The sequence below is a fragment of the Rhodococcus sp. NPDC058532 genome (genome assembly GCF_042719255.1).
Lineage (GTDB): Bacteria > Actinomycetota > Actinomycetes > Mycobacteriales > Mycobacteriaceae > Rhodococcus_G.
Map to the genome: position 1 here is coordinate 59,172 of NZ_JBHXNU010000016.1, position 23,601 is coordinate 82,772.

Below are 23,601 nucleotides of genomic sequence, written 5' to 3' on the forward strand. Positions count from 1 at the left end.
GAGGGTCTGTCCCCCGGCCTCGCGTTGGATCTCGGATGTGGTGACGGCGGCGACGCGCTGTGGCTCGCCCGGCGGGGTCGTCGACCACGGCTCCACCGCGCCGTGGTCATGGGGCCAGGATCCCGACCACCGATTCCCGAGCCCACAGGAGGTTGCCGCGGGGATCGATCTGGAACCGGCTGGGTGGACGATCGAGCGTGCCGAAGCACGCCGACGGATCGCCACCGCACCCGATGGGCGCACCGCCGAGGTGACCGACCACGTCCTGCTCATCCGCCGCGCCATCTGACCAGACCTGACGAAGGAGACCACGTGCCCACCTCCCATCGCATGCGCCGCCGTGACACCCCGCCGCCCCGCACCGGGAACAGCGAATCCGAGACCCTGCGAGGATTCCTCGACTACCTCAGATCGGCGGTCGCCGCGAAGGTCGACGGTGCCCCAGAACCACAGGTTCGAACAGCGGCAGTGCCGTCGGGCACGAACCTGCTCGGACTGCTCAATCACCTGACGTTCGTCGAGCGCTCAATGTTCCTCGGGGACAACGTCACCGAGTGGCAGGCCACCTTCCGGGCCTCACCAACAGACAGTGTGGCCGACGTCATCGCCCGCTACCAGGAAGCAGTTGCGGCCTCGAACAGAGTTCTCGACGGGTGCACCGACCTCGGCGCACCCGTCCCTCAGCCGCAGTCGAGCAGGCCCGCACCCAGTGTCCGCTGGGCGCTGACCCACATGATCGAAGAGACCAGCCGCCACGCCGGCCACGCCGACGTCCTCCGCGAACTCATCGACGCCACCACCGGGCGCTGACCAAACGCGCTCACTGAGCTGGCACATCGCGTTCCAGTCCCAGCGGCGGATTCCCGAAGCGGGCGTCAGCGACGACGTCCTTGCATACCTGGCACTCGTCTATCCGCAAATCGCTTGTCGGCTCTCGATCGACTAGTCATGCTGCTCAGCGGCACGGCACCGACGAGCCGGAACTTGAACTTGCCGGCGCAGGTTGTGGTGCAGAGTGAAAGCGCGACGGGGTCGGATCTGGCTTGTGCCACGCGGGAACCCCGCGGAGGCAGGGGATATCGACGGGCCCTGGGCTCGCCCGCGTGACTGCGGGCGAGCCCAGGGTGCAGAAGCTTCGGCTCGTTAGATGCCGAAGGGTGCTGCGTAGCGGACGGTGCCGCTGGGCAGCCGTTCGGAGTCGAAGCTCAGTGCCATCAATGCCTCGTCGGGGACATCGATACTCAGCTGTATGCGGTACTCCGAGGCGCGGGTGAAGCCGAACCGCGGGTAGTAGGCAGGATGCCCGAGAACGATCACGAAGCGCTCGCCCGCCCGCGCGGCGGCCTCGAGAGCGGCGCGGATCGCGGCGGAACCCGCCCCGGTCTTCTGGTACTCGGGCCGGACCGCGCACGGCCCAAGGCACAGTGCCGGGGTGTCGTCGACGTGACAGCGAGTCAGTAGTGCGTACCCGACGGGCTTGCCGTCCGGGCCTGCGCTAAGGATGGACAGGTCGGCTATCCACGCCGGATCGACGCGCAGGGCATCGACGAGGTCGGCCTCCTCGGCGGTTTCGAATGCGCCGAGGTTGATCTCGCGGATTGCTGGAATGTCGGCATCGGTTTCGGCGCGAGTGATCCAGTTGGTGTGAGTGCTCAAAGCGGTTCTTCTCCTTTTGCGATGGCGAGTTGCACGGTGCGGGCGTCGGCAGGCCGGCTGGCGGAGGTGCCTGCGGCAAGCCGACGGACACGCCGCCGGGAGGCCCCCGGATGCGTGCTCTGTCCGCGGTGTCAGCGCTGGCGGTCGCGGAATCGATAGGTCGCGCGGAGGTCCCGCGTGATCTGCTTCTGGGTCTTGCTGCCCTTGCTCGACTGACGGGCGCTCCCCCGGGCCGCCGCCCGCTCACTTTCACGCAGCAGCTTGCGGTACCGATCGAGTCGGCCCACATCCAGCATGCCGACGACGATGGCTTCCTGTACGGCGCAGCCGGGTTCGCTGCGATGTTCGCAGTCACCGAAGGCGCAGTCCCGGGCGTAGCTCTCGATCTCGGAGAACACCCGCTCGATTCCGTCGGCGGCATCCTGCAAGCCGATACCTCGCAAACCCGGGGTGTCGATGAGCACTCCGCCGCCGGGTAGCGGCAGCAACTCGCGGTGCACGGTGGTGTGCCGCCCCTTGCCGTCGCTGGACCGAACTTCTTTGGTGCCCATGTGTTCTCGGCCGAGCAGAGCGTTGGCTAGGGTTGACTTTCCTGCCCCTGACGGGCCGAGCAGGACCGCGGTCCCGGTCGCCACCTCCGACAGAACGTCCAGACCTGCACCTGTCGTGGAACTGGTGGTGACAATGTCCACACCGGGAGCCAGGTCGGTGATGGCGGCCAGAGCCTCGCCTGGGTCGTCGACGACGTCGGCTTTGGTGAGCACCACGACCGGCTTCGCGCCGCTGTCCCAGGCCAGCGCGAGCAGCCGCTCCACCCGGCCCGCGTTCAGCGGTGCCGCAAGCGATACCGCGATGATGACAGAGTCGACGTTCGTCGCCAACACTTGCTGGTGGGAGGTGCGATCCGAGGAGGCCCTGGTGATTGCGCTGCGCCGTGGCAGCAGTGCCACCAGTTCCGGTTCCGAACCCGGGCGCAGCGCCGCCCAGTCACCTGTGCAGACAGTATGGGCCGGGTCGAGGGAGGTGACCGTCCCGCTGTCCGCGCGGACGGGACCCGATGCGGTAAACGTGTCACAGTAGCCGCGGTCGACCCGCACGACGCGGGCCGGAAGGAGACCGACGGCCGCATGCTCGACAAACAGCGCTGCGAACGAGTCGTCCCAACCGAGCGAGGACAGATCGAACGTGGACGAGAGGGGTTGAGATGAATGCATAGTCAGACCCTTGGGAAAGGGGCCCCGTTCGGACACCGAAGCCACCGCGGCCACGAGCCGACGTGCGGTTCGCTCCGCTACCGGCGGTGGGAATCGATCAGACCGGAGCCCGGGACGTGAGGATGGTCCGGGCGCTGCACAGGGCAGCGGTCTTCACCGCGATCATCAACTCACCTCCCATCTCTCGCACCACTCAAACTCGGAAGCTCGACCCTAACACCGGGCAGCAGTACCCGCCAACGATTTATGACCGGCCTCAACACACCGTCCAGGCGAGCGGCCACCGATCACAAGAGTGCAGTGGATTACCTCCACCTCGCGAGCGGGCATGTCCGCGGTCAAGCGAACCCCGCCGGCGCACCGCGCACGCGGGATACGAATCGAGCTGCACGCCAAGGTGACCCCAGGATCGGGCACACACGAACTCTCGATGAAATGGAGCTGATGTGGCAGTAAACGAATGGCCGTCAACCCGGTGACGTGGTCGATGGAGATGGGATTCTTACCAGGGTGAGCCCGTCCCCGGGCACACCCGAACCCTGCACTGCTGCGGGCAGTCAGTAGCGCCGGTCCACTTCGGCCGAGTTGGAGACCGCCGGAAGTCATGCGGCGGATCCGGGAACAATTGCCAACAATCTTGGCCACGATCCCGGACGGACGTGTGTGTCCCACCACATCTCCTTGACCTCAAGTCCACTTAAGCTTTTAGCGTCGGCCTCGTGATCGACACGACGGAGGAACCATGACCGCACCGCACCGCACGGCAGTGCCGACCGCGCACCGCGACGCCGACCGGACCGACACCCGCGGCTTCTCCGCGGCGACGGCGGAGGCCTTCGCGACGGCGTTCCGCCACCACCCCGCTGGGGTGTCGCTGATCTCCGCGACCGCCCCGGCGGGACCGGTCGGGTTGACCGCGTCGAGCGTCACGTCGGTGAGCATCGACCCACCGACGGTCGCATTCTCGGTGATGCACGCCTCCCGTAGTGCCACAGCGGTTCTCGACTCCCCGACCGTCGTCGTGCATCTGCTCGCGGACACCCACCGGGAGATCGCCGACACCTTCGCGCGACCGGGCACCGCCCGCTTCTCCGACGAGCAGCGGTGGGCCGTGCTCGACACCGGTGAGCCCTACCTGCCCGACGCGCGGGCCGCCCTGCGCTGCAGCATCGAGCGGATCGTGCCCGCAGGCACGTCATCGCTCGTGCTCGCCCGCGTCCTGAGCATCGCGGTCACTGACCCCGCACGACCGTTGATCTACCTCGATCGCCAATTCCACACGCTCGACATCTGATTCGCCACCCACCCTCCCGGCGACCGGCCGGGGCCATCGAGAGGAACACCCGTGTCCGTCTACACGCTGCCTGAACTGCCCTACGACTACGCCGCCCTCGAGCCGCACATCTCCGGCAAGATCATGGAGCTGCACCACGACAAGCACCACGCCGCGTACGTCGCAGGCGCCAACACCGCCCTCGAGAAGCTCGCGGAACTCCGCGACGCCGACGCCCTCGCCCCCGTGGTGAACCTGCACGAGAAGAACCTCGCCTTCCACCTCGGCGGCCACACCAACCACACCGTCTTCTGGAACAACCTCTCCCCGAACGGCGGCGACAAGCCCGAAGGCGAACTGGCCGCCGCGATCGACGACCAGTTCGGCGGCTTCGACAAGTTCCGCAGCCACTTCAACGCCAACGCCAACGCCATCCAGGGCTCCGGCTGGTCCATCCTCGCCTGGGACTCCATCGGCCAGCGGCTGATCATCGTCCAGCTCTACGACCAGCAGGGCAACATCTCCATCGGCCTGACCCCGCTGCTCATGCTCGACATGTGGGAGCACGCCTTCTACCTCGACTACCAGAACGTCAAGGGCGACTACGTCAACGCCTTCTGGAACATCGTCAACTGGGCGGACGTCGCCGCCCGCTTCGACAAGGCCCGCACCGCCACCGCAGGCCTGATCGCCTGACCGCCTGACGGCCCGTGCGTGATGTTCTCCCCACAGGGACCCCACCCGACCGGGGTGAACATCACGCACAGTTCGACGCTGCCGCGACGCGGGTTCCGCGCGGAGTCCCCGGTGTACGAGAATCGTTTCCGTCCCGTCCGCACGACCCAGAGGAAGAGTTCATGAGCGTCCACAGCTTCACCGTCGCGACCGCTGACGGCACCACCGAGGATTTGAGCGGCTACGCAGGCAAGTATCTGCTCATCGTCAACGTCGCCAGCAAGTGCGGTCTGACCCCGCAGTACGAGGGCCTCGAGGAACTGAACCGCAAGTCCGACGAGCTCGGCCTGCAGGTGATCGGCTTCCCGTGCAACCAGTTCGCGGGTCAGGAGCCGGGCACGGACGCCGAGATTCAGGAGTTCTGCAAGGTCAACTACGACGTCACCTTCCCGGTCTACGGCAAGATCAACGTCAACGGCGACGATGCGCACCCGCTGTACCGGCACCTGCGCGCCGAGGCACCCGGCGACTTCGGTCCGGATCACGGTTTCCTGTACGACCACGTCAGCAAGACGATGCCGGAGTCGATCGGCACCGACGCGGTCAAGTGGAACTTCACCAAGTTCCTCGTCGACCCCGACGGGGCCGTCGTGCGGCGCTTCGAGCCGACCGTCCTGCCGTCGGAGATCGAGTCCGCAGTCGCCGCATTGCGCTAGGCAAGCACCGCACTCCCCACCCGCCCCGAGGCCGACGCCTCGGGGCGGGTGTCGTCGACCGCGCTACCGCGCCTCCCTGCGCCGGACCATCTCCGCGATCCAGGTGGGTGCGAACGGTGACGTGCACTTCGGTGGTGTCGGGTAGTCCTTGAGCACCTCGAGGCGCTCACCGATGTCGACAGCCCGGTCGCGCTGGTCGGGGTGCTCGATCCCGATCTGGGCGAGGCAGTTGTTCATCGCCCACTGCAGGCGGTCCGGGGCGTCCTTCATCTCGGCGTCGATCGTGTCGAGGAGCGCCGCGAGGTCGAGCCCGTCCGGCCGCTTCATCACCCGGTCGGAGGTCAGCGCCCAGCCCGCACTCGCCACCACCGGGTCGGGATCCTCGGACCACGCCACGCGCAACTGCTCGGCGTGCGGGCTCCGCTTCACCACGTTGGTGACCAGCCAGTCCTGCACCTTGGGGGTATGGGCGTCGCGCAGCATGGCATCGAGCTCGGCCCGGTCGAACGACGTCGGACGGCCGACCAGGGTCGCGAGCAACCGCGCCGCCGCGTCCCCGGTCGCCCACAGCTCCCGCGCGAGATCGTGCCGGGTCCGCAGCCGTTTCGCGATCGCGCGCACGGCACCGAGGTTCACTCCGTGGTCGTCGCCGTGGCTTCGTTCACCGCACGGATCCTCGGGTCCTCCAGCGCAGCCAGCTCGGCCATCACCTCGGGCATGGTCATCTCGGGCACGCACGCCTCCCTGTCCTCACCGGTTCCCTCAGCCTACGCTGGCGGGCCCGCCGCATCCCCGCCGTGCCGGGACCGGCGATTACGCGTGGAGCGGTCGATCACACGTCCACCCACCGCACCCCCACGGGCACGAGTTCCCCTGCGCCGGAGGTGACCTCGGCGACCACCGTCGCCAGCTCCGCGGGATCACGCGCGGCGAGCGTGAGGGTGACGACCGCGCCGTAGGCGGTGCCCACGACCGGGACTCCGCGCCCCCGCAGGTCCGCCTCCACCCGCCCGGCAATGTCGTGCCCGATGTCCACCGCCAGCAGGTGGCGCCGTTCGCGACCGACCGGGCTCGCGGCGTCGACGGCCGCGGCCACCGCGCCCGAGTAGGCCCGGACGAGTCCGCCTGCACCGAGCTTGACGCCGCCGAAGTAGCGGGTGACGACCGCCGCGACACCGACGAGGTCTCGGGCCCGCAGCACCTGCAGCATCGGCACACCCGCGGTACCGCCGGGCTCTCCGTCGTCGCCGGACCGTTCGGCCCGCTGCGCCGGCTCGTCCCCGACGATGTAGGCCCAACAGTGGTGTCGCGCATCGGGATACCGACGACGTTGCTCGTCGAGGAACCCCTGCGCGGCCTGCGGGCCGTCGACGCGGCGGAGCACCGCGAGGAACCGGGAGTGCTTGACCTCGGTTTCCACCTCGACGTCCGGGCCTGCGGGCAGCGTGAAGGGCATGATTCCATCCTCCCGCCGTGGCTGCCTGCGGCGGCGCCCGGGGTTGCCGCCGCGACGTAGAGTTGCGGGCAGTGTCCGATCACTACCCTCGACCGCGGGGAGACGAACGTGAGCCAACTACTGCGTGTCCAGAACTTCACCGTGTCCAGCGACGGCATTGCCGCCGGACCCGACCAGAGTTTCGAGAGTCCGTTCGGGCTCGACCACGGCAACCTGATGGCGTGGGCCGGGGCGACGGCCAGTTGGCCGAACCGCACCGATTCCGGCGGCAGCCGCGGCCTCGACGACTACTTCACCCGAGATTTCTCGCACAACATCGGGGCCGAGATCATGGGCCGCAACAAGTTCGGACCGCAGCGCGGCCCATGGACGGATCCGGAGTGGTTCGGGTGGTGGGGGGACGAGCCACCCTTCCACACCCCGGTATTCGTCATGACGCACCATTCGCGTCCCTCGTTCTCCCTGTCCGACACCACATTTCACTTTGTCGATGGTGATCCGGCGACGGTGCTCGACCGGGCGCGGGACGCGGCACGGGGCAGGGACGTTCGGCTCGGCGGCGGCGTCACCACCATCCGGGAATTCCTCGACGCGGATCTCGTCGACACCCTGCACGTGGCGGTCGCGCCGATCGAGTTCGGATCCGGGCTGCGGCTGTGGGAGTCCCCGGACGATCTCCGCGACCGGTTCCACCTGGACATTGTGCCCAGTCCCAGCGGGATTACCCACCACCTGTTCTGGCGCAGGTGACGGTGGACCCCACCCGGATCGCGTCCAGACCGTCCGACTCCGCTCAGCGTCGCGCGAAGATCCGTTCCCACACCGTCGGATCGGTGCGCGGCCCGCTGAGTGTGTCGGCGCCGTACCGTTCGATCTCCGCGCCGAGGTCCAGGGGCCGCGTTGGGGGCGTCCCCGGAACCAACTCCTCCTCCACCCGGTCGTCGGGCACCAGCCAACACACCTCGAACTCGATACCGTCGGGATCGCGGGCATAGAGCGCCTTCGTCGAGCCGTGGTTGCTCGCCCCGGTCAGGGCACCCGCGGACGTGAGCCGGTCCGCCATCCCCGCCAGGTCGGTGAGCGTCCCCACCTCCCACGCCAGGTGGTAGAGCCCCACCTCGCCGGGCCTGCGCACGCCCTGCGCGTGCGGACTCTGGAAGAGCCCGAGGTCATGATCGTTCGCCGACCCGGCGGCCTGCAGGAACGCGGCACCCGGGAATCCCCCCGGCAACGGCCGAAACCCGAGCACGTCCCGATAGAACGCGAGACTGCGATCGAGGTCGGAGACGAACAGGACGGCATGATTGAGACGGCGAATCATCGTGGCCTACTTCCCGAACCGGTAGGTGACGCCGGTCAGCCGCTCCGACTCGTCCCACAGCGAGGCGGCCACCGCCCGATCGTGGGATCGGGCGCTGGAACCCACCACCCGGGGATGTCCGCGCTGCTCGAACGGTCCGTCCGGACCAACGAAGGTGCCGGAGGACACCGAATCGGATGTCGCCGCGTACAGCGCGGGCAGCGCACCCATCGCGGCACTCTGCGCGAACAGATTTCCGATCCCCATCACCCGATCCCACGGCGACCCGGTGTGACCCTGCAGCCCGGTCGACGCGTAGCCCGGGTGCGCGGCAAGCGATTTCACGGTCGACCCGGCGGCGGTCAGCCGACGATCCAGCTCGTACGCGAACATCAGGTTCGCCAGCTTCGACTGCCCGTAGGCGAACCAGCGGCCGTACCGCCGCCGTTGCCAGTTCGGATCGTCGAGCGCGATCGCCCCGATGCGGTGCATCAGGCTCGACATCGTCACCACCCGGTCGGTGATCCGGTCGAGGAGCAGTCCGGTGAGCGCGAAGTGCCCGAGGTGATTGGTGCCGAACTGTGTCTCGAACCCGTCGACAGTGCTGGACTTCGGCACCGCCATCACGCCGGCGTTGTTGATCAGCACGTCCACCGCCTCGATGCCGTCCGCGAACTTCCGCACCGATGCCAGGTCCGCGAGGTCCAGCGGGCGCACCTGCGCGTTCGCGCCGATCGCCGCCGCGACCGGCGCGGCCTTGGCCACGTTCCGGCAGGCCAGGATCACGGTCGCACCCGCGGCCCCGAGGGCCTTCGCCGCCTCCGCCCCGATCCCGCTGTTGGCTCCGGTCACCACGACGGTGCGTCCGGTCTGATCGGTGATGTCACGCGCGGTCCAGTTCCCCATGTGGCCCAGGGTACGTCGACGCCGGATTTCCGGAACCCGGGGAAGCGCCGGAGGTCGGAAGAGCGGCTATCGTCGCGTCCCATGACCGACGCCCAGCCCCCTCGCCAGCCCATCGGACTCGCCGTGATCGGCACCGGATTCGGCTGCATCACCCACGTTCCCGCCTTCCGCGACGCCGGATTCGAGGTCCGTGTCCTGATCGGCCGCGACCGCGACCGCACCGCCGCGCGCGCCGAACGGTTCGGCATCCCCCACGCAGCCACCTCGTTGGCGGAGGCGTGTGCGCTGACCGAGATCGACGCCGTCACCATCGCGACGCCGCCGCACACCCATGCCGACCTGGCGATCGAGGCCGCCGAACGCGGACTGCACGTGGTGTGCGAGAAGCCGTTCGCCGCGGATTTGGCGCAGGCGAGGCGGATGCTCGACGCCGTCGAACGGGCCGGGGTGGTGCATCAGGTCGGGACCGAGTTCCGTTACGCCCCTGCGCAGGCGCTGCTGGCCAGGGAGGTGGCGGCGGGGACGATCGGCACCCCGAAGCTGGCGACGATGCTGATGCACCTCCCGATGTTCGCTGCGGACGACGCCGAGGCACCCGACTGGTGGACCGACGGGGCGTCCGGCGGCGGCTGGCTGGGCGCGCAGGGCACCCACATGATCGACCAGATCCGCAGCACGCTCGGCGAATTCGACACCGTCACCGCCGGACTGCCGGTGGTGGCCGACCGCGGCCAGACCGCCGAGGACTCGTTCACCGTGCACTTCCGCACCGTCACCGGCGTGGACGGTGTCCTGCAGAGCACCGTCGGGTCGTGGGGGCCGCTCATCATGACCACCCGCATCGCGGGCACGACAGGAAGCCTGTGGATCGACGGGGCCACCGTCCGGCGGGCGGGCGCCGATGGCGAGCACGACGTTCCCGTTCCGGACGACCTGGCGACACCGGGCCCCGTGCCGCCCCCGTTCGACCTGTTCGCCACCACCTACGACTGGCTGCACGCGACCGGCATCGACCGCGCCCCCTACACCCGGCTCGCGGACGCCTTCCGCCGCCGCATCCTCGGTGAGGCACTCGGACCGAACGAGCCGCGCCCGGCGACCTTCGCGGACGGCGTGGCCGGGCAGGCGGTGCTCGATGCCATCCGGCGCTCCGCTGCGGAGGGCAGGTCGGTCCGGATCGCCGACCTGCCCTGACCGTCAGCCGACGGTCGGGAAGGTCACGAAGCTCGGTTGTGTCGGGTCGAGCTGGAGGTGCTGCGGACGCAGCCCGCTTGCGGCCAGCATCGGGCCGAGGGGCAGGTATCGCGGCACGCTCAGCGCGTACACGTCCACCCGGAGTCGGTGCCCGGGCGCCAGCACGGCATCGGTGGGGACCATGTTCACGTCGAGCACCGTCGGCTGTCCCGGCACGGTCGGCTGCCTCGTCGCGAGGGTCAGGCGGTGGTGGGCGTCGGTGTAGTCCCCGTTCGGCGCCTTCTCCGACCGCGCGTCGTCGACCGCCCGCAGCGACGAGGTCAGCGCACCGCTCGTCAGCACCGTGGACCGCCCGTCGGGGGCGACGTCGTTGACGGTGACCGCCCAGAACCCGTCGGTGGTGTCGTGAACGGTGTTGAGGTGCACGTTGATCGGCCCGGAGATCACGGTGGGTTCGGTAACGGGTGCGCCGGTGAAGGTCAGGCCCTCCGCCTCCTGGATCCGGGAGTCCTTGGTGCACACCGATCCCAGCACGACCAGCATCCCGGCGGTGCCCTGCGCGGCGTCCCGCGAACACAATCCGCGCGCCCCCGGCGCGACGGTCAGGCGGGTGGCCTCACCGGGTGCCTGTGTGGTGAGGCTGCCGTCGTGCCCGCTGTGCCCGGCAGTCCCGCTCGGTGCCGCCGACAGGTACAGACGCTGGTACTGCGCACCGGCCCTGGGGAAGCGGTCGGTGGTGGTCCAGCCGCCGCCCTGCTGCCACAGCGTGACCGGTCCGTACTTCTCGATCCCGTTGTCGATTCCCTTGAGCCACCGGTCGAACCAGGCCCGCTCGAGGACGTCGATGCGGGGCGGGGCACCGGCCGTCCCGAAGCCCTGCCCCGGATTCAGGTGGTAGGTGTCACCCATGACCAGCTGCTTGCGGCCGGGCGGCAGGTCGATGCCGTTGTAGATTCGCGGCTCGCTGTTGGCGAAGATGTCGTGCCAGCCACCGAACACCATGGTCGGCACCTCGATGCGGTCGAGGTCGGCCCGGCGGTCCTGGTAGAAGGGCCCGTCCTGCGCGACCGCCATCGTCGAGGGGGTCATGTCAGCGATGTCCGGCTCCGACACCGCCTGCACGAGTTCGGGAATCATCGTGAACGGGTCGGCGAGACGGTCCGCGAGCCAGCGCTGGTCGACGGTGCCGCGCAGCACGTCCTGCGCGTTCGGCACCAGCTTGAGCCCGTCGACCAGCGCGAGCCACATCGGCATGAAGCCGACGCCGAGGCCGCCTCCGGTGCCGACGATGTCGCGCAGCAGGTCGTTGCCCGGCTCGACCGGGAAGATCGCCTTCAATGCGGGCGGGCGGTGACCGGCGGCCTGCACCGAGTTGATGCCGGAGTAGGAGACGCCGCCCATCCCCACCGCGCCGTCCGACCACGGTTGCCTGCTCGCCCAGTCGATGATCTCGACGCTGTCCTGCTGTTCGCGCGGCCCGAGCACGTCCCACACCCCCTGCGAGAAGCCCGTGCCGCGGGCGTCGACGACGACCTGGGTGTAGCCGCTCTGCACCAGGGCGCGGTTGACGCCGAAGGCCTTCATGCCGCCGCTGGTGACGAGTCCGGTCAATTCGGTCACCCCGTCGAGCGGGGTTCCGGTGAGGTTCAGCTGATTGAGGAACGACACCAGGGTTGCCTCGACCCCGGGCAGCGCGAGGCCGGCGTCGGCGACGGCGCTGATCAGTTTCGTGTACGGGGTGATGTTGAGGACGGTGGGCAGCTTGTCCTCGATCGCGCGCCCCGCGGCGTCGGCGGGCCGGTAGACGTTCGCCCGCAACACCGTGCCGTCGCTCATCGTGATCGGCACGTCCCACTCGATCGCAATGCCCGGATACCGCGGTGCCTGGTCCGCGGTGAGCTGCCACTGCCGGGCGGCCGCACCCCCGGATGGGTCGCCCGCCGCGGGAGCGGCCGCGAACCCGACGCCGAGCGCCAGCACCGTCACCACCGAACCGAGAACCTTCGAACGCATCCGCACCGACTCCCCCTCGCGCGATGGGCTCCCGTGACGGGCGCCACAAAACCTACCGGAGAGTAGCCGCCGCCACGACCAGCGTCAACGACCGAACTGTGCGTGAACTTCACCCCCATCGGGGTAAAACTCGCGCACGGGCGGCGCAGCCGCATACGGTGGTCCGGTGCCCGCCGCTCCGCTTCCCGTGCGTGACGGCCTCAACCCGACGCGGTTGCGGCTGCCCGGCGACGGTGCCTGGCCGACGGTGCTCGACTACCTGCTCGCGCGATTCCCGGATGACGCGGCACGGCTGCGCAAGAAGGTCGATGCGGCCGAGGTGGTTGCCGGGGACGGCGCCCCGGTCACACCCGAAACCCCCTACCGGGCCCACACGTTCGTCTTCCTGTACCGCGATCCACCGGTCGAGTCTCCGGTGCCGTTCGAGGTCGAGATCCTGCACCGCGACGAGGACCTGCTCGTCGTCGACAAGCCACACTTCCTGGCCAGTACTCCGCGCGGGCGGCATGTGACGGAGTCGGCGCTGGTCCGGTTGCGCCGCGACCTGGATCTGCCGGACCTGACCCCGGCACACCGCCTCGACCGGGTCACCGCCGGCGTCCTCGTCTTCACCGTGCGGCCGTCGGCGCGACGGGACTATCAGGAGTTGTTCGCGCAGCGGCGGGTCGCCAAGGAGTACGAGGCGATCGCCCGATTCGACCCGGATCTGGCCCTACCGCGGACGGTGCGCAGTCGCATCGTCAAACCGGACGGCGATCTGCGCTGTGTCGAGGTCCCCGGCGACCCGAACGCGGAGACCCGGATCGAGCTGATCGAGTCGCGCGGCGGGATCGGACGGTATCGCCTGCTTCCCCGCACCGGCAAAATGCATCAGCTGCGGGTGCACCTCAACGGACTCGGCATCCCGATTATCGGGGACAACTTCTATCCAACACTGTATGACATTGCGCCCGATGACTATTCGAACCCACTGCAGCTACTGGCTCGCTCTGTTGCGTTCACCGACCCGCGGACCGGGCTGCCCCGCGAGTTCGCCAGTCGACGCCGCCTCACCACCTGGACCTGATTCCTACTACAGGCCGTCGTGGCCTGCGTCACACTATCTTGCATCTCAAATGCAAATTAAATAGCTTCGGATTATGAGCCTCTCAGCAGCGTCCACCGAAGTCATCCGCGCGACCCTCCCCGCCGTCGGTGCCGCCATCGGCGACATCACCCCCCTGTTCTACAAGAAGATGTTCGCCGCGCACCCCGAACTGGAGCGCGACCTGTTCAACCGAGGCAACCAGAAGCAGGGCGACCAGCAGCGGGCGCTGGCGGGTTCGATCGCCGCCTTCGCGATGCTCCAGGTCAGCGACGACGCCCCGAGCACCGATCTGATCATGTCCCGGATCGCGAACAAGCATGCGTCGCTCGGGATCACCGAGGATCAGTACCAGATCGTCCACACGTATCTCTTCGAGGCGATCGTCGAGGTGCTCGGCGCGGCCGTCACCCCCGAGGTCGCCGCGGCGTGGGACGAGCTGTACTGGCTGATGGCCAACACCCTAATCGCGATGGAGCGCGACCTCTACGCCGACGCGGGCGTCGAGCCCGGCCAGGTGTGGCGCGAGGTGAAGGTGACCCGCCGGGTGCTCGAATCCCCCGAAACCGTCTCCTTCGTCCTCGGCTCCGCGGACGGGACGCCGCTGCCGTCGTACCGCCCCGGGCAGTACATCTCGGTCGGTGTCACCCTGCCCGACGGCGCCCGCCAGATCCGCCAGTACAGCCTGGTCGGCTCCCCGACCGCGGCGGACTGGCAGATCAGCGTCAAGGCGATCCCCGGCGACGGCACCGACTCGCCGGCAGGCGAGGTCTCGAACTTCCTGTACCAGAACGTCTTCGAGGGCGACACCCTGTCCGTCACCACCCCCTTCGGCGACCTCGTCCTCGACGAGGGTGACGCGCCGCTGCTGCTGGTGTCCGCCGGGATCGGCTGCACCCCGATGATCGGCATGCTGAACCACCTCGCCGACACCGCCGCCGCCCGCCCGGTCGCGGTGCTGCATGCCGACCGCTCCCCCGCCCGGCACGCGCACCGCGCGGAGCTGGCCGAGCTGGTCGGGCAGATCCCGTCCGCCACCATGCACCGGTGGTACGAGGATCTCGGTCAGCGGGCACAGGACGAGCGCACGTTCGCCGGTCGCGCCGACCTGTCCGGTATCGAGATCATCGACGGCACCCAGGTCTACCTGTGCGGCCCGATGCCGTTCATGCAGTCCGTGCGCGCGAGCCTGCTCGAGCGGCAGGTCCCCGAGTCTGCGATCCACTACGAGGTCTTCGGCCCCGACAGCTGGACCCCGGCCAACTGAATCCCGACCCGCGGCGCGGCCCCGACTCGATCTCGAGTCGGGGCCGCGCCGTTTCCGTGACCTCCCACGGCAGGACCGTTCCGCTCCCGGCAGGGACGGCTGTTGACTGATTTCGGATAAGTGCCATTCTGACTAGGTATCCACAACGCTCGAAGGCCCCGCTCGCCTTCGTGAGCACGGGTCGATTCATCCGCTCCGGGAAGGAACGCCGTGTCCGAAGAACGCACGCCGAACGCCGAGGAACGCCGGTCCGAGGGTAGCGACAGCGAGAATCCGGTGATCGCCGCACCGACCCCCCGAGCACACCGCCCGTACACCAATCAGGACTGGTGGCCGAATCAGCTGGATCTGTCGGTCCTGCACGCGCATTCGTCCCGGTCGACCCCGCTGGGCGGGGACTTCGACTACGCGAGCGAGTTCGCGAAGCTCGACGTCGAGGCCCTCAAGCGCGACCTGTTCGATCTCATGACGACATCGCAGGAATGGTGGCCCGCCGACTACGGCCACTACGGTGGCCTGTTCATCCGGATGAGCTGGCACGGCGCGGGCACCTACCGCATCGCCGACGGCCGCGGCGGCGCCGGGCAGGGCGCCCAACGCTTCGCCCCGCTCAACAGCTGGCCCGACAACGCCAGCCTGGACAAGGCCCGGCGCCTGCTGTGGCCGGTCAAGCAGAAGTATGGACAGTCGATCTCCTGGGCCGACCTGCTCGTCTTCGCAGGCAACTGCGCGCTTGAGTCGATGGGGTTCGAGACGTTCGGCTTCGGGTTCGGTCGACCGGACATCTGGGAACCGGAGGAGGTCTTCTGGGGACTCGAGGACGAGTGGCTTGGCACCGACAAGCGCTACAGCGGTGAGCGGGAACTGGCGAAGCCGCTCGGCGCCACGACCATGGGCCTGATCTATGTGAATCCCGAAGGACCTGAGGGACAACCGGATCCGATTGCCGCAGCCCACGATATCCGCGAAACGTTCGGGCGGATGGCGATGGACGATGAGGAGACCGCGGCACTCATCGTCGGCGGCCACACCTTCGGCAAGACACACGGCGCTGGCGACCCGGACCTGATCGGGCCCGAGCCGGAGGCCGCCCCACTCGAGGAGCAGGGCCTCGGGTGGAAGAGCGCCTACGGCACCGGCTCAGGCGCGGACGCGATCACCAGCGGGCTCGAGGTGGTGTGGACACCAACCCCGACGACGTGGGACAACACCTTCCTTGACATTCTCTATCGGTACGAGTGGGAGCTGACGAAGAGCCCCGCGGGCGCGTGGCAGTACGTGGCGCGCGACGGTGCGGGCGCGGGCACGATCCCGGACCCCTTCGGCGGCCCGGGACGGGCCCCCACCATGCTGGTCACCGACATCTCGTTGCGGGAATCTCCGATCTACGCCGAGATCACCCGCCGGTGGCTCGATCATCCCGAGGAACTGGCCGTCGCCTTCGCGAAGGCCTGGTACAAGCTGCTGCACCGCGACATGGGGCCGGTCTCGCGCTACCTCGGGCCGTGGGTGCCCGAGCCGCAACTCTGGCAGGACCCGGTGCCCGCCGTCGACCACCCGCTGGTCGACGACGGGGACGTCGCCACGCTCAAGGCCGCCGTGCTGCAGTCGGGGCTGTCGGTGGACCGCCTGGTCCGGACGGCGTGGGCGGCGGCCGCGGGGTTCCGCAGCACCGACAAGCGCGGCGGCGCCAACGGGGCTCGGATTCGGCTGTCACCGCAGAAGGACTGGGACGTGAACCAGCCGACCGAGTTGGCCGAGGTGCTGCCGGTGCTCGACCGGATTCGACGGGACTTCAACGACTCGGCAGGCGGAGGACGGGCTGTGTCGCTGGCCGACCTGATCGTCCTCGCCGGATCCGCCGCCGTCGAGAAGGCGGCGAAGGACGCCGGTGTCGAGGTGACGGTGCCGTTTGCACCGGGGCGCACCGACGCCTCGCAGGCGGACACCGACGCGGCGTCGTTCGCGGTCCTCGAACCCCGTGCCGACGGGTTCCGCAACTACGCCCGCGACGACGAGAAGGCTCCGCTGGAGCAGTTGCTGCGGGAGCGCGCGTACATGCTCGATCTGACCGCGCCGGAGATGACGGTGCTCGTCGGTGGTCTCCGGGTCCTCGGCGCCAATCACGGCGGCGGCCCGCACGGCGTCCTCACCGACCGGCCCGGCGTGCTGACCACCGACTTCTTCGTCAACCTTCTCGACATGGGCACCGTCTGGACTCCGTCCGAGTCCGACGCGAACGTCTACGAGGGCCGGGATCGCGGGACCGGCGAGGCCCGGTGGTCGGCCACCACGGTCGACCTCGTCTTCGGTTCGCACTCTCAGCTGCGCGCCCTCGCGGAGGTCTACGCCTGCGACGATGCGGGACCGCGGTTCGTGCACGACTTCATCGACGCGTGGGTGAAGGTGATGAACCTGGACCGATTCGACCTTCACTGAGCGCGGACCAGCACCGTCCCGACAACGCAGAAACTCCCAACTCGGATGAGTTGGGAGTTTCATGGCCTGGTGGCCAGGGCCGGGATCGAACCGGCGACCTTCCGCTTTTCAGGCGGACGCTCGTACCAACTGAGCTACCTGGCCGGGCGGCACCCGAACCGAATGCCTTCGCTTACTAAGCGACCCTGACGGGACTCGAACCCGCGACCTCCGCCGTGACAGGGCGGCGCGCTAACCAACTGCGCCACAGGGCCTTGCTGTACCTCTTTATCGTGAGTGCCACTGGCTGTGGCCCTCGGTCTTGCTCGGATTGAAACCTAGCAGGCGAACCCGCTACTTCCCAAATCCGTACCCCCTACGGGATTCGAACCCGCGCTACCGCCTTGAAAGGGCGGCGTCCTAGGCCGCTAGACGAAGGGGGCCCGCCGAATCTCTCCGGCAAGTACCCTCAACGGCTGTTCCGTTGGGAGCTCGCATAGCTTAGGACACATCTTTCGGAGAACTCAAATCGGCTGGTCATCGCCGGTTTCCGAGGCGTTTTCGACCGTTGCGGCGGCGGTGGCGAGCGATGCGAGGTCCTGCCAGCCCTCCCTGCGCCATGCCTCAAGCCAGTCCTCGGCCGCCATCGCCTGCAGCAGCACCTCGAATGCCTCGTCGAACCGCTCCCGCAGGCCGGTGCTGTCCGTGGTCAGGTCGAGCATGTAGCGCTGACCGGCAAGGCAGGCCCCCAACACCCGGGAGAACACCACCGGATCCGCATCCGGCCGCAGCAGACCCTCCCGCTGGGCCCGCAGCACCAGCTCGTGCGCGGTGTGCCCCCACACCTGGCTGCCCCCGGCGCGCACGTCCGAGTAGAACTCCGGCTCGATGATGAGCCGGAACTCGGCCTGGACGATCACCTCGTCGGCGAATCGGTCCGCCAGTTCGGCGATGATCGCGTGCAGCACCTGAAGGGGGTCGGCATCGACGCGCTTCCACCGGTCGGTCGATTCGGTGTACCGCTCGAGCGCGGCAGCCATGACCGCGCGCGCGAGGTCCTCCTTCGAATCGAAGTGGAAGTACATCGCCCCCTTGGTCGCATGGGAGCCCTCAAGGATGGTGTTCACCGATGCCGCCGCGTATCCGCGTCGGGCGAACTCGACCGCCGCGGCCTCGACGATCGCCGCGCGGGTCCGCCGCGCGCGTTCCTGTTGACGTGCCATGTGAGCTTGTCCCGCCTCCGAAACCTGCAAGTCGAATGGTGCACCCCGACAGGCCACAGAAGACCTCGATCAACCCTAACCCCGGCAACGGCGATTTGGGCGCACCACCACACCGCCGACCGGGGACGCAAGATACTACCGGCAAGTAAGGTAGGCGCCCTGCCGTAACACACCAGGTGGTACGCTTTGGTTGGCTCGGGTGCGCCGGAGGGGGGTGCGCACCCGAGTTCTCCGCCCCCCGCGGCCCGTCACAGCCAGTCCCGCCGGCGAAAGTTCCACCACAGCCCCAACCCCAACACGAGCAGCAATGCCGCACTGAACCAGAATCCCGCGGTGTCGCCGTATCCCGGGAACGGGATGTTCTGTCCGAAGTAGCCGGTGACCCCCGTCGGGATCGCGATGATCGCCGCCCAGGCGGTCAGCTTCTTCATGATCTCGTTCAGCGAATTTCCCTGCATCGCAAGATGTGTCGCGAGAATCGACTCGATCGTGTCGCGCATCCCGTCGATCCGTTCGGTCGCGCGGAGCGTGTGGTCATACACGTCCTGGTAGTACGGCACCAGGTCCCCATCGAGTACATGCACCCCCTGCCGGAGCAGTGCGCTCAGCGCCTCGTTCATCGGCAACACCGCCCGCCCGAGGTGGGCGACCGCCTTGCGCAATACGAAACTGCGCAACTGGACCGCATTCTTCGGACCCTCCCCGAGCAGCAGCGCGTCCTCGAGATTCTGGATCTGGTCGTCAAGAAGGTCGATCGCGGCAAAGTACCCGTCGACCAGGTTGTCGAGCACACTGTGCAGCAGGAACCCGACCCCGTATGACGTCAGGTCCGGGTTGTCGTCCCAGTCGTCCAGGATCGGGTCGATCGCGAATCCGTCGTCGCCGCGGATCGTGATGAGGGCCCGCGGCAGGATGAAGATCGAGACGTCGGTTCCGGCAAGGTTGTCGGACCCGGCCTGCATGCGGACCGCGCGGGCGTGCAGCAGATTGTGATCGCGGAACCGCACCAGTCGGGGGCGCTGCCGACCCGACACCGCGCCCTCGACCGCGAGCGGATGCAACCCGACCTCCCCGCCGATCAACGGCGACAACGCCACAATGTCGGCGACCGACGGGGCGAGCAGGTCCACCCAGATCAGGGCGTTCTGCTCGGACCGGTGCGAGGCGAGATCCGCGAGCGGCAGGTCGACCCCGGCCAGCGCCCCGTCGACGTAGAGTCGATTGCGCACCCGACAGGACACCTGCACGCTCGCTGACGCCATCGCCACCTCCTCGACCCGACCATCTTGACCCCGGCCCGCCCCGAAGCCCCGGAGGCCGACCGCCCCCGCGCGCCAACTAGACTGCTGCAGCACTGCCCCTTTAGCTCAGTTGGTAGAGCTACGGACTTTTAATCCGCAGGTCCTCGGTTCGAGCCCGAGAGGGGGCACCACCCGCCCACCAGGAACCACGCCTGGTGGGATTTTTCGTTTTCGATGAACCTGCACGGCACCCCACCAGGCGGACTCGACTTGGTAACGCTTTCCTCAAGTTCCGCGGGCGGGGATGTCCGTATCCGGCGGGGTCTGATACCACTTGGTGGGCGGCGATCGGTGCGAAATGGCCAACTTGGCCATGAATCAACGAAATTCGCGGCCGAGACCGACGCGATTGCATGGGCACGGTCAGGGTTCGACAAGGGCAGAAGAAGGCGGTGAGCGGAGATGACGTCTCCTCACGGGCACATCGGCATCGACCACACCCGGCCCGCATCCGCGACCCGTCCGCGTTCGGCGACGCTGCACCGACCGTGCACCGGAGCGCGTATCGCCGATTCCGCCGCCACCCGCTCCAGCGACACCGACCTGGGGCACGCCACCTTCCGGACCCTGGAAGACGCGGCGGAGTCCCCGCTCACCGACGACCAGGCAGCATCACTCGGGCGCCTGGTCCGACTGGTGGTCCGCCGGACCGCCGGGCTGCCCGGGGGCTTCGACACCGTCGAGGACCTGTGCCGCGGCCACCTGCAGGCGCGCGCCTGCGCTCCGACGGCCGAGCAGACCCGAGCTGCCGCGCAGCGCACCCTCGATCGACTGCGCGCCCCGGCCTCCTGATCTTTCGGGCCCGGATCCGGCAATCCGGGCGACCCCGGCGAAGTGGGTCGACATCCCACACGCTGCGGGATCAGAATGGTCTCCAGAGGTCCGGATTCAGGGAGGCCGCCATGACCGTGGATGTCGCTGACGCGAACAACATGTACACGCGCACCCGGGACACCGCACACGCCAGCGAGGTGCGCAGGGACGTCTTTGTGGTGACGACGGGTGTAGCCCTCGTCCTGCTCAGCCTGTGGCTACCGACCCAGGGCGATCAGGCGGTCACCGGGACCATCCTGATCCTCGGGCTGATCGCCTATTCGGCGGGGTTGTGGGCGATGACGACCGAATCACGCACCAGCCACTGGGCTCTCGTGGTCCTCGGGCTGGCGCTGCTGGTGACCCCGCTCGCGATGGCCTTCCCCGACGGCACCACCGCGGCGACGGCCGTTGCCGTCGTCGCGGGCGCCGTCGTCCTCGCGGTCGGCGTGCTGGGGCTGCTCGCGCGCCGGGACGAGCCCGCCCCGGCGCGACACCGTCGTCGGTCCCCGATCGCCGACCCGTGGGTGCCGCGCGGGCGGTGAGTCGATCCGGCCGTCAGGCCGACGGCGGCGTCTCCTCGCGGTCCGCCCGCTCGCGCTCCTCCCGTTGCCGGGCGTCCTCGCGCAGCCGGGACAGCTGGTCACCGCGCCTGCGGTACCGCAGCGTCAACCAGACCAGGACACCGAAGACGAGCGCGCCGACCACAACCCCGACCAGCGTTGCCCCGCGGAAGCCAGGGGCGTCGACGTCGAGGATCCGTTCACCCGCATGCGCGGCGGAGTTGGTGCCGACCACGACCGACAACGTCAGCAGGTTCGGCGCGGCAATCAGCAGGGCGGCGACGAGGGCCGCGACCACCGTCACCTTTGCGTACCGCCACCGTCGGGATCGCCACGCCGCAGCGAACAGAGCCAGCGGCACCAGCGTGCACACGAACCCGAAGGTCAGGCCCCACAGAATCCCTCGGGTCATGCTTGCCGCGGCGAGCGACCCGGCCTGCTGCGCCCACCACCGGGGCAGGAACGCGGCAAGAACGAAGTAGGTGACGACAAGGACGACGACGAGCACTAGGCCCCAGATCGTCTTCCGCAACCACGGCGGCATGCCGGAGCGCGGGGCGGTCGGCACCTCATTCGTGCTCATCCGTCCATCCTCGCCCGCGGAACCGACACGCGCCACGCGACACGACGATCCACCTCTGCGCCGGATTCGTCCAATACGGTGCGTCGAGAAGGTTTGTCCATCGCGAACCCCAGCACGAAAGCGAGCACCATGGCCTCCCTCGACGAACTTCTCGCCCAGATCCCGATCGCGGACATCGCCGCCAAACTCGGCGTCGACGAGACGACCGCGACGGCGGCCGTGAAATCCGCGGTCCCGACGCTCCTCGGCGGCCTCGAAGCCAACGCACAGGACGCGAGCGGCGCCGCCTCCCTCGAGGCAGCCCTCGCCCAGCACCAGTCCAGCTCGCTGCTCGACGGCGGGGTCGATCTCGCTCAGGTCGACGAGGCCGACGGCGAGAAGATCGTCGGCCACGTCTTCGGCGACAACGCGAACCAGGTCGCCAGCACGCTCGGCGGCCTCGACGGGGCGGGCGGCAGTTCCCTGATGACCAAGCTGCTGCCCCTCCTCGCGCCGCTGGTCCTCACGTTCGTCGCCAAGCAGTTCGGTGGCGGCGGTGCGGGCGGGACGCAGGCGGCGTCCGCCGCACCGGGCGGCGGGCTCGGCGACCTGCTCGGCGGCCTGCTCGGCGGCGGAGGCAAGAGCGGCGGCGGGCTCGGCGACGTCCTCGGCGGCCTGCTCGGCGGCAGCGGCAAGAGCAGCGGCGGCCTCGGTGACCTGCTCGGCGGCCTGCTCGGCGGCGGTCGCCGATAGTCGCGCGTGGCCGGCGGCACCCGTGCTGCGCTGCCGTCGGCCACGTAACGAGACGCCGCTCCACCGCGATGGTTCGCAGGGTGGTCGACGTGACCTTGTAGCGCCATGAGCGGATCGATCGGATCTCAAACATGGTTACGGTCCCGTAGGCTAGGTTGAGCCGATTCCGCGACGCATGGAGGCAAGTGATGGCCAGAGTTTTGACCCAGCTCGAGTTGCTGCAGGAACTGGAGCCCGTGGCCGAAGCGAATCTCAACCGCCACCTGTCGATGGCCAAGGACTGGCATCCGCACGACTATGTCCCGTGGGACGAGGGCCGCAACTTCGCCGCGATGGGCGGTGACGACTGGGACGAGGAGCAGTCCCGGCTCGATCCGGTCGCCAAGGCGGCGATGATCACGAACCTGCTCACCGAGGACAACCTCCCCTCCTACCACCGCGAGATCGCCGAGAACTTCTCCAGGGACGGCGCATGGGGCACCTGGGTCGGACGGTGGACCGCCGAGGAGAATCGGCACGGCATCGTGCTGCGCGACTATCTGGTCGTGACCCGGGGCGTCGACCCGGTCGCGCTGGAAGAGGCGCGGATGATCCACATGACCAACGGGTACGCCTCCCCCGCCGACACCGGCGGCCTGCTCTCGTCGGTCGCCTACGTGACCTTCCAGGAACTGGCGACCCGGGTGTCGCACCGCAACACCGGCAAGGCGTGCAACGACGACATCGCCGACCGGATGCTCACCCGCATCGCTGCGGACGAGAACCTGCACATGATCTTCTACCGGAACATCTGCGAGGCCGCGCTCGATCTAGCTCCGGATCAGGCCATCGCCGCGATCACGGATGTCATCACGAAGTTCCAGATGCCCGGCGCTGGCATGCCGAACTTCCGGCGCAACGGTGTGCTGATGGCCAAGCACGGCATCTACGACCTGCGGCAGCACCTCGAGGAGGTGGTGATGCCGGTCCTGCGGAAGTGGCGGATCTTCGACCGCACCGACTTCTCCGGCGCAGGCGAGGCCGCCCGCGAGCAGCTGTCCTCGTTCGTCGATGACCTCGGCCTGCAGGCCGCCAAGTTCGAGGAGCAGCGGGACCGCATGCTGGCCCGTGAGGCGCGCAGGCGTGAACTGCAGGAACCGGCCTCCTGAGGTCGGCGACCCCGGGTCATCCCCGGCGGAGCGGCTATCCTGTGCCCGGCACCGAACCCCGGTGCC

General features: G+C 68.8%; 22 protein-coding genes, 4 tRNA genes and 1 pseudogene. 14 read left to right on the forward strand and 13 right to left on the reverse strand.

Features of this window, described 5'->3' with window-relative positions:
• Positions 1–312: 312 nt before the first annotated feature.
• Entirely contained in the window at positions 313–810 is a 498-nt protein-coding gene (locus ACFWQG_RS18195) for a DinB family protein (protein ID WP_378509040.1), read from the forward strand.
• 333 nt (positions 811–1,143) lie between these two features.
• On the opposite strand, the gene ACFWQG_RS18200 is transcribed toward ACFWQG_RS18195, so the two are convergent.
• Together ACFWQG_RS18200 and rsgA are read right to left on the reverse strand one after the other, a co-directional pair.
• Entirely contained in the window at positions 1,144–1,656 is a 513-nt protein-coding gene (locus ACFWQG_RS18200; RefSeq protein WP_378509041.1) for a GNAT family N-acetyltransferase, read from the reverse strand.
• Between the two features lie 131 nt (positions 1,657–1,787).
• Positions 1,788–2,870 carry a ribosome small subunit-dependent GTPase A gene (gene rsgA / locus ACFWQG_RS18205; RefSeq protein WP_378509098.1) on the reverse strand — a complete coding sequence of 361 codons (1,083 nt, stop codon included), beginning with the start codon at positions 2,868–2,870 and terminating at the stop codon, positions 1,788–1,790.
• A gap of 742 nt (positions 2,871–3,612) precedes the next feature.
• Here rsgA and ACFWQG_RS18210 point away from each other — a divergent pair.
• The 3 genes from ACFWQG_RS18210 to ACFWQG_RS18220 all read left to right on the forward strand — a co-directional run bounded on the left by ACFWQG_RS18210 (position 3,613) and on the right by ACFWQG_RS18220 (position 5,534).
• Positions 3,613–4,164: a flavin reductase family protein gene (locus tag ACFWQG_RS18210; RefSeq protein ID WP_378509042.1), complete on the forward strand. Its 552-nt coding sequence runs from the start codon at positions 3,613–3,615 to the stop codon at positions 4,162–4,164.
• Positions 4,165–4,215: 51 nt separating this feature from the next.
• Positions 4,216–4,839 (forward strand): superoxide dismutase, encoded by a 624-nt coding sequence (locus ACFWQG_RS18215; RefSeq protein ID WP_378509043.1) that lies wholly within the window; start codon positions 4,216–4,218, stop codon positions 4,837–4,839.
• A 161-nt stretch (positions 4,840–5,000) separates the two neighbouring features.
• Positions 5,001–5,534, forward strand: coding sequence for a glutathione peroxidase (locus ACFWQG_RS18220; RefSeq protein WP_378509044.1), 534 nt, complete (start codon positions 5,001–5,003; stop codon positions 5,532–5,534).
• Positions 5,535–5,597: 63 nt separating this feature from the next.
• Here the strand turns inward: ACFWQG_RS18220 and ACFWQG_RS18225 are convergent.
• Together ACFWQG_RS18225 and ACFWQG_RS18230 are read right to left on the reverse strand one after the other, a co-directional pair.
• Positions 5,598–6,259: pseudogene (locus tag ACFWQG_RS18225) on the reverse strand (DNA alkylation repair protein).
• 107 nt (positions 6,260–6,366) lie between these two features.
• A complete protein-coding gene (locus ACFWQG_RS18230; protein WP_378509045.1) occupies positions 6,367–6,990 on the reverse strand; it encodes an IMPACT family protein in 624 nt (207 codons plus the stop codon).
• Positions 6,991–7,098: 108 nt separating this feature from the next.
• On the opposite strand from ACFWQG_RS18230, the gene ACFWQG_RS18235 reads away from it, so the two are divergent.
• Positions 7,099–7,740: a dihydrofolate reductase family protein gene (locus ACFWQG_RS18235; RefSeq protein WP_378509046.1), complete on the forward strand. Its 642-nt coding sequence runs from the start codon at positions 7,099–7,101 to the stop codon at positions 7,738–7,740.
• 43 nt (positions 7,741–7,783) lie between these two features.
• On the opposite strand, the gene ACFWQG_RS18240 is transcribed toward ACFWQG_RS18235, so the two are convergent.
• Together ACFWQG_RS18240 and ACFWQG_RS18245 are read right to left on the reverse strand one after the other, a co-directional pair.
• Positions 7,784–8,311 carry a VOC family protein gene (locus ACFWQG_RS18240; protein ID WP_378509047.1) on the reverse strand — a complete coding sequence of 176 codons (528 nt, stop codon included), beginning with the start codon at positions 8,309–8,311 and terminating at the stop codon, positions 7,784–7,786.
• A gap of 6 nt (positions 8,312–8,317) precedes the next feature.
• On the reverse strand, positions 8,318–9,196 hold the full coding sequence (locus tag ACFWQG_RS18245) for an oxidoreductase (RefSeq protein ID WP_378509048.1): 879 nt from the start codon (positions 9,194–9,196) through the stop codon (positions 8,318–8,320).
• An 81-nt stretch (positions 9,197–9,277) separates the two neighbouring features.
• Here ACFWQG_RS18245 and ACFWQG_RS18250 point away from each other — a divergent pair, with 81 nt between their 5' ends.
• On the forward strand, positions 9,278–10,390 hold the full coding sequence (locus tag ACFWQG_RS18250) for a Gfo/Idh/MocA family protein (RefSeq protein WP_378509049.1): 1,113 nt from the start codon (positions 9,278–9,280) through the stop codon (positions 10,388–10,390).
• Between the two features lie 3 nt (positions 10,391–10,393).
• On the opposite strand, the gene ACFWQG_RS18255 is transcribed toward ACFWQG_RS18250, so the two are convergent.
• Entirely contained in the window at positions 10,394–12,403 is a 2,010-nt protein-coding gene (locus ACFWQG_RS18255; protein ID WP_378509050.1) for a CocE/NonD family hydrolase, read from the reverse strand.
• Positions 12,404–12,569: 166 nt separating this feature from the next.
• Between ACFWQG_RS18255 and ACFWQG_RS18260 the strand changes: the two genes are divergently transcribed.
• From ACFWQG_RS18260 to katG, 3 genes are all read left to right on the forward strand, one after another.
• Positions 12,570–13,469: a pseudouridine synthase gene (locus tag ACFWQG_RS18260; RefSeq protein WP_378509051.1), complete on the forward strand. Its 900-nt coding sequence runs from the start codon at positions 12,570–12,572 to the stop codon at positions 13,467–13,469.
• A 73-nt stretch (positions 13,470–13,542) separates the two neighbouring features.
• Positions 13,543–14,754, forward strand: coding sequence for a globin domain-containing protein (locus tag ACFWQG_RS18265; RefSeq protein ID WP_378509052.1), 1,212 nt, complete (start codon positions 13,543–13,545; stop codon positions 14,752–14,754).
• A 210-nt stretch (positions 14,755–14,964) separates the two neighbouring features.
• Positions 14,965–17,193, forward strand: a complete 2,229-nt coding sequence (gene katG / locus ACFWQG_RS18270; protein WP_378509053.1) for a catalase/peroxidase HPI — start codon at positions 14,965–14,967, stop codon at positions 17,191–17,193.
• Positions 17,194–17,260: 67 nt separating this feature from the next.
• Here the strand turns inward: katG and ACFWQG_RS18275 are convergent.
• The 5 genes from ACFWQG_RS18275 to ACFWQG_RS18295 form a co-directional block, all read right to left on the reverse strand.
• Positions 17,261–17,337: transfer RNA gene (locus ACFWQG_RS18275), tRNA-Phe, on the reverse strand.
• Between the two features lie 36 nt (positions 17,338–17,373).
• Positions 17,374–17,447 (reverse strand) — tRNA-Asp (locus ACFWQG_RS18280).
• Positions 17,448–17,542: 95 nt separating this feature from the next.
• Positions 17,543–17,615, reverse strand: a tRNA-Glu gene (locus ACFWQG_RS18285).
• 81 nt (positions 17,616–17,696) lie between these two features.
• On the reverse strand, positions 17,697–18,395 hold the full coding sequence (locus tag ACFWQG_RS18290) for a ScbR family autoregulator-binding transcription factor (protein WP_378509054.1): 699 nt from the start codon (positions 18,393–18,395) through the stop codon (positions 17,697–17,699).
• Between the two features lie 248 nt (positions 18,396–18,643).
• A complete protein-coding gene (locus tag ACFWQG_RS18295) occupies positions 18,644–19,657 on the reverse strand; it encodes a magnesium transporter CorA family protein (RefSeq protein ID WP_378509055.1) in 1,014 nt (337 codons plus the stop codon).
• Between the two features lie 94 nt (positions 19,658–19,751).
• On the opposite strand from ACFWQG_RS18295, the gene ACFWQG_RS18300 reads away from it, so the two are divergent.
• The 3 genes from ACFWQG_RS18300 (at position 19,752) to ACFWQG_RS18310 (ending at position 21,054) form a co-directional block, all read left to right on the forward strand.
• Positions 19,752–19,827 (forward strand) — tRNA-Lys (locus tag ACFWQG_RS18300).
• Between the two features lie 271 nt (positions 19,828–20,098).
• Positions 20,099–20,488, forward strand: coding sequence for a hypothetical protein (locus ACFWQG_RS18305; RefSeq protein ID WP_378509056.1), 390 nt, complete (start codon positions 20,099–20,101; stop codon positions 20,486–20,488).
• A 110-nt stretch (positions 20,489–20,598) separates the two neighbouring features.
• Complete coding sequence (locus ACFWQG_RS18310; protein WP_378509057.1) at positions 20,599–21,054, forward strand: hypothetical protein; 456 nt, start codon at positions 20,599–20,601, stop codon at positions 21,052–21,054.
• Positions 21,055–21,067: 13 nt separating this feature from the next.
• Here the strand turns inward: ACFWQG_RS18310 and ACFWQG_RS18315 are convergent, their stop codons facing one another.
• Positions 21,068–21,655 carry a hypothetical protein gene (locus ACFWQG_RS18315; protein WP_378509058.1) on the reverse strand — a complete coding sequence of 196 codons (588 nt, stop codon included), beginning with the start codon at positions 21,653–21,655 and terminating at the stop codon, positions 21,068–21,070.
• 129 nt (positions 21,656–21,784) lie between these two features.
• On the opposite strand from ACFWQG_RS18315, the gene ACFWQG_RS18320 reads away from it, so the two are divergent.
• Entirely contained in the window at positions 21,785–22,387 is a 603-nt protein-coding gene (locus ACFWQG_RS18320) for a DUF937 domain-containing protein (RefSeq protein ID WP_378509059.1), read from the forward strand.
• Positions 22,388–22,575: 188 nt separating this feature from the next.
• Positions 22,576–23,535, forward strand: a complete 960-nt coding sequence (locus tag ACFWQG_RS18325; RefSeq protein WP_378509060.1) for an acyl-ACP desaturase — start codon at positions 22,576–22,578, stop codon at positions 23,533–23,535.
• The last annotated feature ends 66 nt before the right edge of the window (positions 23,536–23,601 follow it).